General features: G+C 41.3%; 15 protein-coding genes and 1 tRNA gene. 5 read left to right on the top strand and 11 right to left on the bottom strand.

Annotated features, from left to right (window positions below; genetic code table 11):
• Positions 1–16: 16 nt before the first annotated feature.
• Both hutU and hutH read right to left on the bottom strand, forming a co-directional pair.
• Positions 17–1693, bottom strand: coding sequence for a urocanate hydratase (hutU, locus tag B9A58_RS16200; RefSeq protein WP_084373908.1), 1677 nt, complete (start codon positions 1691–1693; stop codon positions 17–19).
• On the bottom strand, positions 1671–3233 hold the full coding sequence (gene hutH / locus B9A58_RS16195; RefSeq protein WP_084373907.1) for a histidine ammonia-lyase: 1563 nt from the start codon (positions 3231–3233) through the stop codon (positions 1671–1673). The genes hutU and hutH overlap by 23 nt, the downstream gene beginning before the upstream one ends.
• A gap of 189 nt (positions 3234–3422) precedes the next feature.
• Between hutH and B9A58_RS16190 the strand changes: the two genes are divergently transcribed.
• Positions 3423–4304, top strand: coding sequence for a LysR family transcriptional regulator (locus tag B9A58_RS16190; RefSeq protein ID WP_084373906.1), 882 nt, complete (start codon positions 3423–3425; stop codon positions 4302–4304).
• Between the two features lie 236 nt (positions 4305–4540).
• On the opposite strand, the gene B9A58_RS16185 is transcribed toward B9A58_RS16190, so the two are convergent.
• The 6 genes from B9A58_RS16185 to B9A58_RS16160 form a co-directional block, all read right to left on the bottom strand.
• The gene (locus tag B9A58_RS16185) at positions 4541–4993 is read right to left on the bottom strand and encodes a hypothetical protein (RefSeq protein ID WP_084373905.1); all 453 of its coding nucleotides are present in this window, start codon (positions 4991–4993) and stop codon (positions 4541–4543) included.
• The gene (locus B9A58_RS16180) at positions 4994–6475 is read right to left on the bottom strand and encodes a glycoside hydrolase family 30 protein (RefSeq protein ID WP_084374023.1); all 1482 of its coding nucleotides are present in this window, start codon (positions 6473–6475) and stop codon (positions 4994–4996) included.
• A gap of 247 nt (positions 6476–6722) precedes the next feature.
• Positions 6723–7991, bottom strand: coding sequence for an adenylosuccinate synthase (locus tag B9A58_RS16175; RefSeq protein ID WP_084373904.1), 1269 nt, complete (start codon positions 7989–7991; stop codon positions 6723–6725).
• Positions 7992–7998: 7 nt separating this feature from the next.
• A complete protein-coding gene (locus tag B9A58_RS16170) occupies positions 7999–8340 on the bottom strand; it encodes an STAS domain-containing protein (protein WP_084373903.1) in 342 nt (113 codons plus the stop codon).
• A 14-nt stretch (positions 8341–8354) separates the two neighbouring features.
• Positions 8355–8825, bottom strand: coding sequence for a Fur family transcriptional regulator (locus B9A58_RS16165; protein ID WP_245827096.1), 471 nt, complete (start codon positions 8823–8825; stop codon positions 8355–8357).
• Between the two features lie 60 nt (positions 8826–8885).
• Entirely contained in the window at positions 8886–11120 is a 2235-nt protein-coding gene (locus B9A58_RS16160; RefSeq protein WP_084373902.1) for a RelA/SpoT family protein, read from the bottom strand.
• Between the two features lie 156 nt (positions 11121–11276).
• On the opposite strand from B9A58_RS16160, the gene B9A58_RS16155 reads away from it, so the two are divergent.
• From B9A58_RS16155 to clpX, 4 genes are all read left to right on the top strand, one after another.
• A tRNA-Leu gene (locus B9A58_RS16155) sits at positions 11277–11358 on the top strand.
• Positions 11359–11440: 82 nt separating this feature from the next.
• Positions 11441–12760, top strand: coding sequence for a trigger factor (gene tig / locus B9A58_RS16150; RefSeq protein ID WP_084373901.1), 1320 nt, complete (start codon positions 11441–11443; stop codon positions 12758–12760).
• A gap of 177 nt (positions 12761–12937) precedes the next feature.
• Positions 12938–13612 carry a ClpP family protease gene (locus tag B9A58_RS16145; RefSeq protein ID WP_084373900.1) on the top strand — a complete coding sequence of 225 codons (675 nt, stop codon included), beginning with the start codon at positions 12938–12940 and terminating at the stop codon, positions 13610–13612.
• A 196-nt stretch (positions 13613–13808) separates the two neighbouring features.
• Positions 13809–15041 carry an ATP-dependent Clp protease ATP-binding subunit ClpX gene (gene clpX / locus B9A58_RS16140; protein WP_084373899.1) on the top strand — a complete coding sequence of 411 codons (1233 nt, stop codon included), beginning with the start codon at positions 13809–13811 and terminating at the stop codon, positions 15039–15041.
• Positions 15042–15165: 124 nt separating this feature from the next.
• Here clpX and B9A58_RS16135 read toward each other — a convergent pair whose 3' ends face one another.
• From B9A58_RS16135 to B9A58_RS16125, 3 genes are all read right to left on the bottom strand, one after another.
• Positions 15166–15516, bottom strand: coding sequence for a GNAT family N-acetyltransferase (locus B9A58_RS16135; RefSeq protein WP_084373898.1), 351 nt, complete (start codon positions 15514–15516; stop codon positions 15166–15168).
• A gap of 101 nt (positions 15517–15617) precedes the next feature.
• The gene (locus B9A58_RS16130) at positions 15618–16091 is read right to left on the bottom strand and encodes a hypothetical protein (protein WP_084373897.1); all 474 of its coding nucleotides are present in this window, start codon (positions 16089–16091) and stop codon (positions 15618–15620) included.
• 254 nt (positions 16092–16345) lie between these two features.
• On the bottom strand, positions 16346–16918 hold the full coding sequence (locus B9A58_RS16125) for a GIY-YIG nuclease family protein (RefSeq protein WP_084373896.1): 573 nt from the start codon (positions 16916–16918) through the stop codon (positions 16346–16348).
• Positions 16919–17263: the final 345 nt, after the last annotated feature.

Raw genomic sequence — 17263 nt, 5'->3', positions numbered from 1 at the left:
GAGGCGGCCTCTTTATTTATTTCCAGACATTCAAATCAAAGTCATCCGCAAACTTAGATGCTTTGTCATATCCTGCATCGTGATGGCGAAAGATGCCCATAGCTGGGTCATTGTGAAGCACACGCTTCAAGCATTTTTCTGCTCTTTCTGTACCATCAGCCAAAACCACCATACCCGCATGCTGCGAATACCCCATACCTACACCTCCACCATGATGGAAAGAAATCCAGGTCGCGCCACCTGTGGCATTCGACATCAGATTTAAAAGAGGCCAATCAGAAACAGCATCTGTACCATCTTTCATTCCCTCAGTTTCTCTATTGGGTGAAGCCACGGAACCACAGTCCAAATGATCACGTCCGATAACGATTGGTGCTTTGACCTTTCCAGTTTTCACCAAATCATTAAAAATCAATCCAGCTTTTTCTCTTTCGCCCATACCCAACCAACAAATCCTACAGGGTAAACCCTGAAAAGACACTTTCTTCTGTGCTTCTTGAAGCCAGTTGATCATGTGCTTGTTTTCTGGGAAGGCTTCAATCAGTGCCTGATCTGTCACATAAATATCCTCAGGATCTCCAGACAATGCTGCCCACCTGAAGGGTCCTTTGCCTTCACAGAACAAGGGCCTTACATACTCAGGCACAAATCCATTAAAATCAAACGCATTGGGCTCTCCACCCTGTCTGGCAAATTCTCTAATATTGTTTCCGTAGTCGAAAGTTTTACTTCCCTTCTTCTGCAAATCAAGCATCAGGCCAACGTGACGAGCCATGCTCTTCAGGGAAAGGTCTTTATATTTCACCTGATCTTTCTTTCTGAGATCGACTGCTTCTTCGAGCGACATGCCATTGGGCACATAGCCAAATACTGGATCATGAGCAGAGGTCTGATCAGTTAATACCTCTGGAACAATTCCATCAGCGATCAATTGCTCTAACATGTCACCAGCATCCGCCACCAAACCAACAGACAAATTTTCACCTTTAGCTTTAGCTTCCATGACCCAATCACGTGCTTCTTCGTAAGAATGCGTCATCCGGTCGATATATTTGGTATCCAGTCTTTTTTGGATTCTTGTTGGGTCTATATCTGCTCCTAAGAAAGTAGCTCCAGCCATGGTAGCAGCCAATGGCTGCGCACCGCCCATACCTCCAAGTCCGGCTGTCACTACCAGCTTCCCTTTGAGGCTTCCGCCAAAATGCTTTTCTCCGCAGGCAACAAACGTTTCATAAGTCCCCTGCAAAATGCCCTGTGAACCAATATAAATCCAGCTTCCGGCAGTCATCTGCCCATACATCATCAACCCTCTTTCTTTCAAAGATTGAAAGTGTTCCCAATTGGACCATGCCGGAACCAGATTAGAATTCGCAATCAATACCCGTGGTGCTTCAGCATGCGTACGTACAATACCCACTGGCTTACCAGACTGCACCAGCAAACTCTCATCATTCTCTAGTTTGAGCAATAGCTCAATGATCTTTTGAAGCGATTCTACATTTCTGGCCGCTTGTCCTGTACCGCCATATACCACCAACTCAGATGGATCTTCTGCCACTTCAGCGTCAAGGTTATTGAGGAGCATTCTTAGTGCAGACTCAGTCTGCCAAGACTTAGCATGTAATTGGCTTCCAGTTGGTGCTTTATAGTTAGGGTGTGAAGCGTACTGCTTAATAAATTCCGAATACCTCATGATTGTATAAGTTAATGTTGTGACGATCTGCAGCTTCGTTGGCTACTGATACAATTTCTTTATTTCTTATGATGTCTGTAGCAATTGCCATATCGTCTCCGAAAATTCGATCTTCTGTGGCGAAAGTAATTTGCTGACGTATGTGCGCGTGGACTTCTTCTAGGATGGCACTCGATTTCAGTGGTTTTCTAAAGTCAAACCCCTGAGCGGCACAGAACAGTTCAATACCCAAAATATTTTCCAAGTTGTCCAATATGGTATTGAGTTTGCGTCCGCCAATTGATCCCATGCTCACATGATCTTCTTGCCCTAAAGAAGTAGGCACGCTATCCGCACTCGACGGGAAACACAAGCCTTTGTTTTCACTTACTAAAGCTGCAGATGTGTATTGAGGAATCATAAAACCAGAGTTCAACCCTGTGTTGTTCATCAGCAAGGCTGGCAAACCTTCTACGTCTCCTTCGAGCATTAAATACACCCTGCGATCAGAGATATTGCCAATTTCGGCTGAAGCCAAAGATGCATAGTCAATCGGCATGGCCATGGGCTGACCATGAAAATTACCTCCACTGATGGTCTTATCTACACTACAAATGATCGGATTGTCCGTCACAGAGTTGATCTCAATGGTGAGTATTTCCTTTAGGTGCAACCAGGCATTTCTTGAAGCCCCATGTACTTGTGGCATACAACGCAAAGAATATGGGTCTTGAACTCTGCTGCAATTTTGGTGAGAATTGATAATCTCAGAACCAGTCACCAATTTCTCTAATCTATCAGCCACATAGATGGATCCTTTGTAGGGCCTGATTTGATGCAATTCGCTATCAAAAGGTTTCATAGAGCCTTTTAATGCTTCCAAGCTCATGGCTCCTATGATGTCTGCAGAATCAAGACAATTGCTCATTCGTACAAAACCTTTTAGAGCATAAGCTGCGATGAACTGGGTTCCATTAATCAAGGCCAAACCTTCCTTAGGCCCAAGATTGAGTGAGTCTTTGTTTTCACTTTGGAATAGTTCTCTAGTAGTAATCCATTGCTCATCCTTCCAGATTTTTCCCTCACCAATAAGTGGCAAAAACAAATGAGCCAAGGGTGCTAAGTCGCCTGATGCTCCTACCGAACCTTGCTGAGGTACATAAGGAATGAAATCTTGCTCAATGTGCCAGATGATTCTTTCTAATGTTTCCAAAGCCACACCCGAATAGCCTTTGGACAAGGCGTGTACTTTCAAAATCATCATCAACTTAGCGACATCAAGTGGGGTCTCAGCCCCAACACCTACACTGTGACTTCTTAGGATATTCTCTTGCAGTTTGCCTGCATCAGCTTTGTTGATGATGGTGGTGCACAAGGAACCGAATCCTGTATTGACACCATAAACAATTCTTTCTTGTTCTGTGATATCCAGAACGTTTTGCCTGCTGGCTAATATCTTTTGGGTGGCTTCTTCATTCAATACACCCTGTGTACGGCCTTCGGCAATATCGATGGCCACACCAGGGGTCAGATGATCGATTCCATAATTGAAAATCGGCATACTCTTGTTGTTTATCAAAATGGGTTGTTGTTTGAACACTCACACAAAGTTTGAAGAGGCTTCAAATGCCTAAGTCTGACCATTTGTGTCTTGCTCTTGATTGAAAAAGTCTTTGCTTTTCATTCAAGAACAATATTAAATGCTAATTTTGATACCTGAAAATACTTTGTAGATCAATGATTGATAACAATGAGTAATCAAATAGAATTCAGACACCTGCGCTATTTCATGATAGTGGCTCAGGAGTTGCATTTTCGAAAGGCATCAGAAAGGCTTTTTATTACTCAGCCTGGATTGAGTAGGCAGATCAAGCAATTGGAAGACGAATTGGGCGTGCAACTCTTTATCAGAAACAAACGCCAAGTGGAGCTCACGGATGCAGGACGCTATCTCTATGATGAAAGTTCGAATCTCTTGAATCAACTAGAGTCTATCAAACGCTCCATCAAACTCATTGATAAAGGTGAAGAAGGGGAATTGAATATCGGGTTTGTAGGCTCCGCCATGCAAGCAGTGATCCCTCATCTCCTTTTGAAGTTGAATGAACAATTTCCGAAAATCCATACCAGTCTAGAAGAGATGAGCAATGAAGACCAGATTTTCGCTATAGAACATAACAAATTGGATATTGGGTTTATTCGAGCTAAGCAGGCTCCTGAGGGTATAGCTTCTCGTCAGATCTTTAAGGACAATTTCTCCATTGTCTTGCCCAAGCACCACCACATCAATGAAGACAATTTCAAAGACTTAAGTCAGTTCGCTCAGGACAACTTCATTCTATTTTCCAGTGATTATAGTCGTACGTATTACAATAAAGTGATGAGCATTTTCGACGATCATGGCTTTGCCCCCAAAATCTCCCACAAGTCTGTGCATGCCAATACGATCTTCCGATTGGTAGAAAATGGACTCGGTATAGCTATCGTCCCCACTTCCTTGAAGCATGGCTTTGATCTTGATATCAAATTCATAGAACTAAAGAACGTCAAGCAGATTACTTATCTCTCCCTGATTTGGAAAGAGGGCACCACAAATGAATTGATTAAGAAGTTTGTGAGTTTGGTGGGATAAATTGCAGTCTGTGATGGTTTTGATCTTAGCCAGTCTGTACATGTAGCATCTCGACTACGCACAAATGGTGGGCTTACTTTCAGTAAAGTAAAGACTCAACGGGTAATACAAGCAGATAAGGGTTGCCGCACTTTGCCTGAAATTAGGGGTTGTTAATCAATCTACCATTCACAATTTGGGCATGCATCAGTCACTTGTACATGCCCACTAGTGTGAATAGTATGCTTTTTTGGTTTTTATTTGAGCCTAACGTAAATCTCTCTGATCACATGATCGATCCCGAGATCGTCTAATTTTTCTCTACCCTCCTGAACCAAGGTATCACCAGTTATCATCAACTCAAATTCAAAAGTATTGCCCTCCCATTGTCGTCCCGTGCAGTACGCCAAATTTTCTATGTAGTGGCCGTTTTCATACGTGTACGAGCCACTTCCAGCTGAGAATTTGGCTAAACTGTCCGTGCCCTTGTTCAGGTCATGCTGAAAGAACGCGAAGTAGTTTTGGTTGATCATTTTGATCCCTTTCATTCCTACTGTATAATCTGTAAACACAGTGTCTGCTCCAGTGATATTCTGAGCGGAAAGTAGCTGCCATGTGCCTTCAATAGGGCTTCGCTGATTAGAAGTACTTTTCTGCTCTGGTACGCAAGCACCAAGAGCACAGAAAAGTACAAAAACAAAACGTTTCATTTATTTCGTAATTAAGGTTTGCATGGCATGAGCAGGAATATCCAATTTCACCACCTGCCTATCTATAAATAGATTGTAGCTGATGGGGTCATCTCCTGGATTCATCACTACAGTGGCTAAGGTACCATCTACATTCAAAAAGGAAGTGCTTAATAACTGACTTCTGCTACTGGCTGTACTTACTCTGGCCGCATCAGGCTTGATGAACTTAGAAAAGTGGCCAATGTAATAATATGAAGGTGTATAAATCAATTCTCCAGTATTCGTATCTGCATGAATTGGCGCAAAACAATAATTGCCCACGTGATTTGGCCCACCTGTCTGATCCAACAGAATATTCCAATCCGTCCAACCTACTGTGCCTTGGTTGAAATCATTAATCATAGATCGCCCATAGCGCTCGGCATGTGGCCAGTGCTGATACTTTGCTTGGTCAAATCTTTCATTACATCCTTCAGTAAATAGTAGATTCTTGGTTGGATAACTTTCTTGTACATTGTCCAGATTATTGAAATTTGGCTCTGCCCCTGTCCAGGTTTCATACCAATGAAAACCAATGCCCCAGGCATATTTAGCAGCTTCAGGATCACCAAAAATGGTATTGGCTCTGTTGGCAATCAGATCACGGTTGTGATCCCACACCACAATTTTTTTATCGCCCAACCCTTCTTTTTTCATGATCGGCCCCAAGTGATCTCTTAAGAAATCCCTTTCGTCTTGAGCTGTATAAATACACGATTCCCAGGTTTGCGTGGCCATCGGCTCATTTTGGATGGTGATACCCCAAATCGGCATGCCTTCCTTTTCGTAGGCTTTGATGAACTTGGTGTAATAAGTAGCCCAGGCATCTCTATACTCAGGCAAGAGCTTACCCCCTTTGAGCATGTCCTTTTTCCCTTTCATAAAGGCAGGTGGACTCCAGGGAGACACATAAAGCAACAGCTCTCCTCCTGCTTGTGCTATCGCTCTTTTGATCATTGGGATACGATGCTCAAAATCTTTAGAGATGTCAAATGTTTTCAACTCCGTGTCATCTTCCTCAATGTAGGTATAGCTGCCGCTACTAAAATCACAGCTGTGGATATGTGTTCTGGTCAAAGAATAACCAATACCATCCTTCTCGTCGAAATAGGCGGCCATCAACTCCTCTTGTTTATCAGCAGGTAGTTTATCAAAGGTCTCGGCAGAGGCGTCTGTGATTGCACCACCTATTCCCATCAGTTTCTGATAGGTTTTCTTGGGGTTTACGAATATTGATATCTCACTTTCAATAGGCTGTTTGCCTTCAGCAAAAGTCGTCGTCTCTGTCTGAGTCAGTCTCAGATCTGAATTACTAGCTGTCGTATAAACGATCATTTGCTTGCCTGCCGTGGTGAAAGCAGGCTCAGTCAATGAAGCCTCCAAGGTCTCTGCTTTTTTCTCTGGCTGACAGCTCATCAGCCCTGCACTTATCAAGATGGCTGCGTATATCTTATTTCTCATGATTATGAATTCTTTGGTATAGGGAAACCAATCCCAATGATTAATCATCGAAAATAGAGTTTTTAGACCCCTCACAGGGACTAGCTTTATTTCAAAAGGGTTGGGTATATTTTACAAAAGGGAAATTTTGTTAGGTTTTGGACATTAAACCTATAAGGTTTTTAAAGCTTTGTAGGTTTAATCATACAAAAAAACCAGATGAGTTACCCCATCTGGTTTGTATTTTCTAGAACGAGACTGGTTCGTACTATTTCAACAAAGTCTGCTTTCTATCAGGCCCTACAGATACAATGTCGATCGGCAAGCCTACATGCTTTTCGATAAATTCTACATAAGATTTTAAAGAAGCAGGCAGATCATGGTAAGACGAAACCTCCGTTAAATCCTCTGACCAGCCTTCGAACGATTCGTACACTGGCGTCACAGTTTCTTCATTCAATTCGTAAGGCATTTGATCTGTAAGATTCCCATCAGCGTCTTTGTATGAAGTACACACCTGAATGGTGTCAAACCCAGAAAGTACGTCTGCTTTCATCATGTACAGACGCGTAGCACCATTGACCATGATGGCATACTTCAATGCTGGCAAATCCAACCACCCACATCTTCTTGGACGACCTGTAGTCGCACCAAACTCACCGCCATTTTTTCTAAGCAATTCGCCAGTTTCATCGTGTAATTCTGTAGGAAAAGGGCCACTGCCTACTCGCGTACAGTACGCTTTGAACACACCAAATACTTCGCCGATTTTGTTGACTGCTACGCCTAATCCAGTACATGCTGCTGCAGTAGTGGTATTAGAGCTGGTCACAAATGGGTAACTCCCAAAATCAATATCTAGCAAAGATCCTTGCGCACCTTCAGCCAATATTGACTGACCATCAGCCAATTTCTTATTCAAGTGATATTCACTGTCTATCAATTGGAATGTCTTCAAGAACGCTACACCTTCGAAGAAAGCAGCCTCGAGTTCATCCAATTCAAATAGGAAATCATATCTGGACAGAATATCCAAATGACGCTGCTTTAGTGCCCTATATTTGACATCAAAATCAGAATTCAGAATATCTCCTGCTCTCAACCCTACTCTGGAGATTTTATCTTCGTAAGTTGGGCCGATACCTTTTAGGGTAGAGCCAATCTTTTTGTCGCCTTTCGCATTTTCATACGCACCATCCAAGATTCTGTGAGTGGGCAGGATCAACTGCACTTTCTTGGAAATCAAAAGGCTGTTTTTATCGTAATTTTCGAATTGCTCTAAAGCCAGAATTTCTTTCTTGAAAATGGCTGGGTCGAGCACCACGCCATTGCCGATTACATTTTCAGCACCTTTATGAAAAATACCAGAAGGGATCTGGTGCAACACGTGTTTGGTATCACCAAATTTTAAAGTGTGGCCCGCATTGGGTCCTCCCTGGAATCTAGCAATTACATTATATTTTGGAGTGAGATAATCTACAATTTTACCTTTTCCTTCATCTCCCCATTGAAGTCCAAGCAATACATCTACAGACATGTGGTAATTATTTATTTAGTTCTTCTTTCGCTTCGGCTATACTATCCACAATCGTGAAAATTGCATTGAGTTTAGTGATCGCCAATAGTTTTTTAACATGTTCGGATGGGTTCACAATAACCACTTCACCACCTTTATTTCTAAACTTGGTCAGGATTGTGATTAAAACACCAATGCCACTACTGTTGATATATCTCACTTCAGAGATATCCACTGCGCATTTAATGATGTTGTTGCTTAATGTATCGTTTACAGCTTCAATAATCTCAGGACCGTTTTCCTCGCCAATGAGGTCGCCTTCGAAATTAATGAACACCAGGTCACCTTCGTGATTTATTTTGTAATTCATAGGGTGAGTATTATTTACTTTTTGTCAGTTTTTTCTTTTGCAAAGAAATACAACGAATGATGGGTAATGTCAATATCAAACATATCCTCAAGAGTTTGTTTGATATTTTGGATTCGCGGATCGCAAAACTCCAACACTTTCCCGCTTCCCGCCATCAATATGTGATCGTGCTGTCTGAAACCATAAGATTTCTCGTATTGAGCCAAATTCTGACCAAACTGATGTCTGGTAACCAAATTACATTCTACCAACAAATCCAGGGAGTTATACACAGTAGCCCGACTCACACGGTAGTTTTTGTTCTTCATACTGATGTATAAAGTCTCCACATCAAAATGTCCAGATTTGCTATAAATCTCCTCAAGAATCGCATAACGTTCAGGTGTCTTGCGTAAAGATTTGGATTCTAAAAACTCGGTAAAAATATTTTTTACCTCATCGTAAATCTTGGTCTTAGGATCGATATGATGTTTGATTTCGCTCACTACTTGAACTTTCTAAAGCACGGTTGTTTTTCCGCGGGCAAATATAGCCTATTAAAGATATTATTTATCATATAAGTCAAAGCGACTCACACTTTCTATTCCTTCTACATTTTTCAACTTATCCAGCATGGTATTTAGGTGACTTGTATCATCCACATACACAGAAATATTGCCTTCAAAAATACCATGATCTGTATCTATTGTCAATGATCGCATATTCACTTTCAAATCTGTAGATATGATGGAAGTAATATCATTCACCATACCTATTCGATCCGTACCTATCACTTTTATTCCCGCCAAGAAAGCGATCTGCTGCTGAGAGGTCCATTTAGCTTTGATGATGCGGTAACCATAATTGGACATCAACTCTGTGGCATTCGGGCAAGAAGTTCTATGAATCTTAATTCCTTCGCTCACGGTCACAAATCCAAAAACGTCATCTCCTGGGATAGGTTTACAGCAATTGGCAAATTTATAATCTACCACATCCATATCCTCTCCTATAAGGAGCATGTCTGCCGTACCAGTATTGTGCACTTGCTTGATGGTCTTCTTGACATCCTCAGCACTTTCCCACTTGCCTCGTTTTGGCTTCTTGGGAGTTTCCTTCTTGATCTCACTGATCTTCTTGATGTCTTTGGAGTCTATTTTCTCTGTACCTACTGCATAGAAGAAATCCAATGGGCTTTTTGCTCCAAAATAGGCCACCAACCTATTGATGGTCTCATTATTAAGCGAAAGCTTGATCTGCTTGAGTTTTCGAATCACAATCTGTTTTCCCTCAAAGGCCGCCTTTTTCTTTTCTTCTTTCAAAAAGTCTTTGATGCCAGACTTAGCCTTAGAACTCACTACAAATCGTAGCCAATCTTCCTTTGGCTTCTGTTTGGAAGAGGTGAGGATTTCTACCTGGTCACCATTTTTAAGCTTGGTGTTAATTGGTACCAGTTTATGATTGATCTTGGCACCAATGCATCCTGCCCCTACCTCTGAATGTACATCAAAGGCAAAATCCAAAGCTGTGGATCCATTTGGCAAAGTGATCAGTCGACCCATTGGGGTAAACGCATAGACCTCCTCCAAAAATAGATTTGATCTGAAATCATCTACAAATTCAATGGCTGAGATGTCATTCTGCTCCAGAGATTCACGTACGCGGTTGATCCATGTATCCAGTGCAGATTCGTTTTCTTTTGCAGACCCATCCTTGTATTTCCAGTGTGCTGCATAGCCTTTCTCAGCAATGTCATCCATACGTCGCGTACGAATTTGCACTTCTACCCATTGGCCTTTTTTGGTCATCACAGTCGTATGCAATGATTCATAACCATTGGCTTTTGGGATACTTACCCAATCTCTTAATCTATCAGGGTTAGGCTGATAGAAGTCAGTAACAATAGAATATACATGCCAACAGGCCGCTTTTTCTTTTTCTATATCTGTATCTATAATGATCCGAATAGCAAACAAATCAAAGACCTCTTCAAATGGGATGTCTTGTTTCTTCATCTTTTGGGCTATCGAATAAATTGACTTGGTTCGTCCTTTTACCTCCACAGCATAACCCTGATCATTGATTGACTTTTGAATTGGGCGGATGAAATTTCTAATAAACTTATTACGATCGTCTCTAGACTCCTCAATTTTCTCTGCAATGGCATTATAGTCATCAGCTTCTCTATATTTCATAGAGAGATCTTCCAACTCCGTCTTGATCGCATAAAGTCCAAGACGGTGCGCCAGTGGTGCATATAGGTAGAAAGTTTCAGAAGCAATCTTCAACTGCTTATGACGTGGCATACTTTCTAGCGTACGCATGTTGTGCAAACGATCAGCCAGTTTGATAAGAATCACACGCGTATCACTCGACAAAGTGAGCAGCATTTTACGAAAGTTCTCTGCTTGCTCAGATACACTTTCTCCAGGCACTCCAGATATCTTGGTGAGCCCGTCAATGATCCGCATGATCTTAGGGCCAAATTCACGGTCAATATCCTCCAGTTCCCAATCTGTGTCTTCGACTACATCATGAAGCAGTGCAGAAATGATAGAAGTAGTACCTAGTCCTATTTCGTTGACACAGATATCCGCCACTTCCAATGGATGATAAATATAAGGCTCTCCCGATTTTCTGCGCATGCCCTTATGCGCTTCCACGGAAATATAGAACGCCTTCTTTATTTCCTTGGCATCATTATCTTTTAGAAAGGGTTTGGCATGACGGAGCAGCTTTCGATAGCGACGAATGATCTCCTTCTTCTCTTCCTCTTCGTCAATCATCACTGTTGTATCCATCCTTTGATCCAGGTTTCATGGTAAATAAATCACTAAGCAAATTTAATCTCAAACAGCCTCATTTTCGCGATTGAAAAAAACAAAAAAATATTTTCGGTCACCTATTGTCAAATTGAATTATCTCTTTAGCTTTGCACTTCCAAAAATTTCACGCATGCGGATGTGGCGAAATTGGTAGACGCACTAGACTTAGGATCTAGCGCCGCGAGGCATGGGGGTTCGAGTCCCTCCATCCGCACAAACAAACACCCTCTTTCTTGTGAATATTCAGGAAAGAGGGTTTTTAATTTTTTGAATTCATACCATAAAAGATCACAATCTTGGACGTTCAATTAGATCAAATTTCGAAAACAGAGGCTCTTATTAAAATTAATTTAAAGGAGGCTGATTATCAACCCAAAGTTGAAGAAAAACTAAAGGAGTACAGCAAAAAAGCTCAGATCAAGGGGTTCCGTCCTGGAAAGGTTCCTCACAGTCTGGTCAACAAAATGTATGGCAAGTCTATCCTTGTAGATGAGATCAACCATATGGTGTCTCATAAGGTGATGGATTACATCAAAGAGAATGATATCCAAATCTTGGGAGACCCATTGCCAAACGCTGAAAAGGCGGCCAACATGGATTGGGAAAACAGTAAGGACTTCGACTTTGAATACGAAATCGGGATCGTGCCAGAATTCGACCTGAAAGTTGACAGCAAAATAAAAGTGGATACTTTCTCTATCAAGATCGAGGATAAATTGATCGCAGAAACGGTCTCCAACCTACAAAAGCAGTTTGGAGAAACAACCAACCCAGACGTTTCTGAAGATGGCGATTCACTATATGGTAAAATCGTGATTGAAGGCGATGATGAAAATGCAGCAGGCACACTACTTGACTTCGACCATGTAGAGAAAAAAGTGCAAAAGGAAATGATCGGCAAGAAGGCAGGCGACGTGATTGAGTTTGATCCAGCCAAAGCCATCAAAAATGAAGATCAGAGAAATGCATTCCTAGCTACAAATCAAGGTTTGACTGGCAAAGTCAAGTTCGAAGTCAAGAAAGTAAACAGAACTGCCCCAGCAGAAATAAACCAAGAGCTATTCGACAAGACATTTGGTAAAGATGCTGTAAAGACAGTGGAAGAGTTTAAAGAGAAGATCAAAGTTTCGATAAGCGAAAACTATGTGAAAGAAACTGAAGGATACACTGAACTCAAAATCAGAGACAAGTTCATCGAGAAAACGAAGATGGAATTGCCTGACACGTTCTTAAAGAAATGGTTGGAAGTATCTAACAAGAACAATTTGACTAAAGAGCAAATTGATCAAGACTATCCTTTGTACGCCAATGACTTGAAATGGTCATTGATCAAAAACAAAATCTCAAAGGATAGTGAAATCAAAGTGGAGCACGAAGAAGTAGTAGAAGAGGCAAAAAACATGATCAGAGTACAATTTGGCTCTATGGGTATGTCCGACGCTATGGAGCAAAACATTGATTCATTTGCTGACAATTACTTGAAGGGTGAAGAAGGTCAGAACTATATGAAATTGAACGAAAAAGTATTCAATGACAAAGTGATGGCTTACATCAGAGCAAACATCTCGATCAAGGCCAAAGAGGTGACTGCTGACGAATACAGAGAAAAAGCATAAAGACCATAACTTGTTTCATGAAAACCTGTCTGGCTTCATATTTTGCCTGACAGGTTTTTCTTTTAATAGGTGCATTGAATTCATAAACTTTTACCTTCGTGTGCCGTCTTTATGCAAAGCCCTTTGTATTATGGACTTTTTTAGTTTTTTTGTACCTACATATAACACCTATTAGCAATGGATAAAAAAGAATTCAGAGATTTCGCCGTAAAAGGCAAAAACATAAATGGAAACACTTTTGACCAGTATACTGGTCATATCGAAAATATGACTCGTGCGGTCATTGAAGAACGTCCAACCAACTTCCGTGAGATTGACGTATTTTCAAGACTCATCATGGACAGAATCATCTTCTTAGGCATGGGTGTAGATGACAATATTGCCAACATCATCACAGCGCAGTTGTTGTTCTTGGAATCTGTTGACGCTAAGAAGGATATCTTACTTTATGTGAATAGCCCAGGCGGTTCTGTATATGCAGGACTTGGCATCTACGACACCATGAACTATGTAAATCCTGACGTAAACACGATCTGTACAGGATTGGCGGCTTCTATGGGCGCGGTATTGCTAGCGGGAGGAGCAGCTGGCAAAAGAGCAGCACTGCCTCACTCAAGAATCATGATTCACCAGCCCATGGCAGGTATGCAAGGACAGGCTTCTGACATGGAAATTTCATTGAAGCAAACGCTTTCTGTAAAGAAAGACCTCTATGACATCCTGGCTAAACACAGCGGCAAAACTTACGATCAGATTGAAAAAGATTCTGACCGTGACTATTGGATGAAAGCTTCTGAAGCCAAGAAATATGGCTTAATCGATGAAGTACTAGAACGAAAAGCTGACGATTAATCGTTATCTTTGAAAAATTTATTGAACAAATGACCTTTTGGGTCATTTGTTGTTAATAAGAAATAGTCAATGGTTGTTGGGGATATTTACATATTACCAGCGACCATTGACCTAATAACTTTTGAAACGAAGGAGCGCGACAAATTCTAAACGCTATAGAATAATGGTCTCAATCATTCACTAAATCACGAGAAAAATGGCTCAAGTAACCTGTTCATTTTGCGGAAGGAATAAGAAAGATGTTGATTTGATGATTTCAGGGATACATGCTCACATCTGTGACAAATGTATCGCACAAGCCAATCAGATTTTGAGTGAGGAGTCGAACACCAAAACTAATTTGGATACACCCAACTTCAACCTCATCAAGCCTGTAGAAATGAAAGAACACCTCGACCAATTTGTAATTGGTCAGGACGAGGCTAAGCGGGTAATTTCTGTAGCCGTGTACAACCACTACAAGAGGCTCTCCCAGCCAGCAGACGACGATGAGGTGACGATTGAAAAATCAAATATTGTAATGGTGGGAGAAACTGGCACAGGCAAGACCTACCTGGCCCGATCACTCGCTAAAATTCTCCAAGTGCCTTTCTGTATTGCGGATGCGACTGTACTCACAGAAGCTGGGTATGTAGGTGAAGATGTGGAAAGTATCTTGACCAGACTACTACAAGCAGCTGACTACGACGTAGAAGCGGCTGAGCGCGGCATTGTTTATATTGATGAGTTAGATAAGATATCTCGCAAGTCGGACAACCCATCAATCACTAGAGATGTAAGTGGTGAAGGTGTGCAACAAGCCCTGTTGAAGCTTTTGGAAGGTACGTCAGTGAACGTGCCTCCTCAAGGTGGACGTAAGCATCCAGATCAGAAGATGATTTCTGTAAACACAGAAAATATTCTATTTATCTGTGGTGGGGCCTTTGATGGCATCACTAGAAATATTGCCAATCGCCTGAATACTCGACCACTAGGATTCAACAATAAAAAAACGGATACTTACGGGGAAGTAAACAAAGACAACCTGCTACAATACATTACTGCAATGGATTTGAAGAGCTTTGGGTTGATTCCAGAGCTGATTGGTCGTCTACCTGTATTGACACACCTGAATCCGCTTGATGGCAAGGCACTTCGTCAGATTTTGACTGAGCCTAAGAATGCCTTAGTGAAGCAGTACACGAAACTTTTCACCATGGAAGGGATCGAAGTAGAATTCAAAAAAGGTGCTTTGGAATACGTGGTAGATAAAGCTTTGGAATTCAAGCTGGGTGCTCGTGGCTTACGCTCAATTTGCGAGGCGATCATCAATGATGCCATGTTTGAACTCCCTTCTCAAAATGAAGTGAAGAAGCTAGTCATCACCAAAGCGTACGCAGAGGAGAAATTCGAAAAATCTAAGTTGAATAAACTGAGAGTGGCGGGATAATTCGATCCGTCATTGCCCGACGTAAGTTTGGGCAATCCCTTGCGGACTTGCAGTCTGCTTCTCAGACAAACAATTCCTACTATTTAAAATATCAATGCCCAGTAAAACTGGGCATTTTTTGTTTTCAGGATGGGATGTAATCGTTTCTGAAAATGACCATCATCTTATGATCATAATAGGAGTTATCAAGTTTTAGGAAGTTCATTTGACAGCCGTATTCTTCAAATCCTATCTTTTTATAGAGCTTTTCAGCATTTTCATTATTTGCGATTACGTCGATCTCTACTTGTTCAATTTCATTTATTTTGAACGCTTCATCTAAGGTAGATTTTATAATATCTTGACCAATGCCCTTCCCTTGATAATCAGGATTTACATATACCTGAATGATGATCCCTCTGTGGTTTATTTTCTTTCTATCGTATCTTTTAAATCCTGATATACCCACCAATTGACTCTGATAAAATGCGCCAATTACAAAATTGCTAGCGTCCGATTACTCGATATAGGGTTGGAAGAATAGTTGCGCTTTGTTTTTTTCATCTTCATAATTGGAAGTGAAATTTGCTGGGTATGTCACAGACTGTTATGATCTTTTTTTGTCTGCGAATTGATCTCTTTTGAAAGTTCTTCGAAATTTTCAAACTCAGAATAAATGAGGATTTTACCAATGCCGTTCCATCGTTTAGTAGTTGATATAGTCCGATCTTCAAGTACAATATCTCCATTGTCCTGTTGAGTTACTATCATTTTACTCCAATGTATATATTGAACCGTTTTACCGATATGAGACTCGATTCGGTTAGGGAGAGTTATGATTTTGTAGTTAAGCTGCTTCTCAAACCCCATCTTAAATATGTAAATAAGTATGGCGAAGATGAAAGTTCCAAATCCAAGTAGAGAGGATATTGATTGAGGAGTTGATGTATTGCTATCAATCCAAATAAAAAGAAATACCAATAATCCTCCTAGAGTTAATTGTTGCACGAATTTTAAGAAGTATTTCTTTCGCAGAGAGTCTTTTTTATTGGTGTTGATGCGGTAGGTCATTTCGAAAGTTGATCATAACGCTCAGCTATCGGGCGTATGTCCGCAGCTAGTGAATAGCACGAATCTAGTGAAATCTGCCGAAGCTCACAACGGTTCCAAATCGCACTGCGTTCTGAAAGTCTAAAAATCCTGCGAGCAGAAGATAGTAGAAAGCACTGCCGTTTCCCAGTGGCAGATATCACGGTCGAGTTGCACTGAAACCAGCCAGAATGCACTAAGACATATGCCCGATCAGCGTCTGTTACCTGCCGATTCTACAGTTTGATTTCAGCCTCAGTTCGGCAGATGCTTCTAAGTTGATCCAGTTCAGTTGCTAACGGGTTAAGATGCTTCGATCTTGCATCAAGATCCAATATTGGGCTAAAGTGTTTAATGATCTTGAGTTCAAAATCTCTCAAGAGTTTGTAGTTCATTCGATTCAAGTCCTTCCAGTAGCCAACTTTGAGGTTCTTGATCATCCACGTTGTTAAGCGTTCATCACCAGAGGGCTCGAATATGTAATTGTTAATTGCACGCCTGTCAGAAGTTCCATTTCTCGATCTTGCAGTAAGTTTCAGTTCGGATTTTAAAACAGCACCAATTGACCTTCTTAGGGTTGAACTACCCGTTCGCCCCGTTCTGAAGTGGTTACCCAAATCTCTGGCCCTTAAGCTGTCTTTTGCAATTCCGACATAAATTATCTGGTTAGATTTTCCAAAGTTGTTCATGTTAGAACCGGCTAAAAGAGAGAATGCGTAGATGCCCGGTTCGTTCGGGTAATCAGTGATTTCAGGAAAAGGCTTTGACGTTTGTTCAATTGATCTTACTATTTGGCTTATCTCCGTCATGCAGTCATTGGCAGGTAACAATTGTGTAAAGTGCACCGTGCACTTTATCCGCACTGCAACAATACCAGTAATTGTTTGAAAAAATTATTTGATTTTTCTAAAAAAGCGCTGTTCCTCAAGGATAGAGCATTTTCAAATGATATCAAATGGACTGACTAAAATCAGCTGCCTATGAATGTGAAGGTTTCTCCGCTGTGCTACGAAATGACAGAAGGCAGTAGAAGGCCGAAGGGGATTGCCGCGTCGCTTCTTTGCCTATCGGCAAAGCATGCTGCTCGCATTGACGAGTGAAGGTGAGGGTCGGAGCAGTCAAAACCAAATGTGCTAAAATGTGCAGTGGGTTTT

Origin of the sequence: Reichenbachiella faecimaris (assembly GCF_900176375.1) — a bacterium.
In the GTDB taxonomy this organism is placed as follows: domain Bacteria; phylum Bacteroidota; class Bacteroidia; order Cytophagales; family Cyclobacteriaceae; genus Reichenbachiella; species Reichenbachiella faecimaris.
This window is presented reverse-complemented; position numbering and strand designations above follow the sequence as displayed.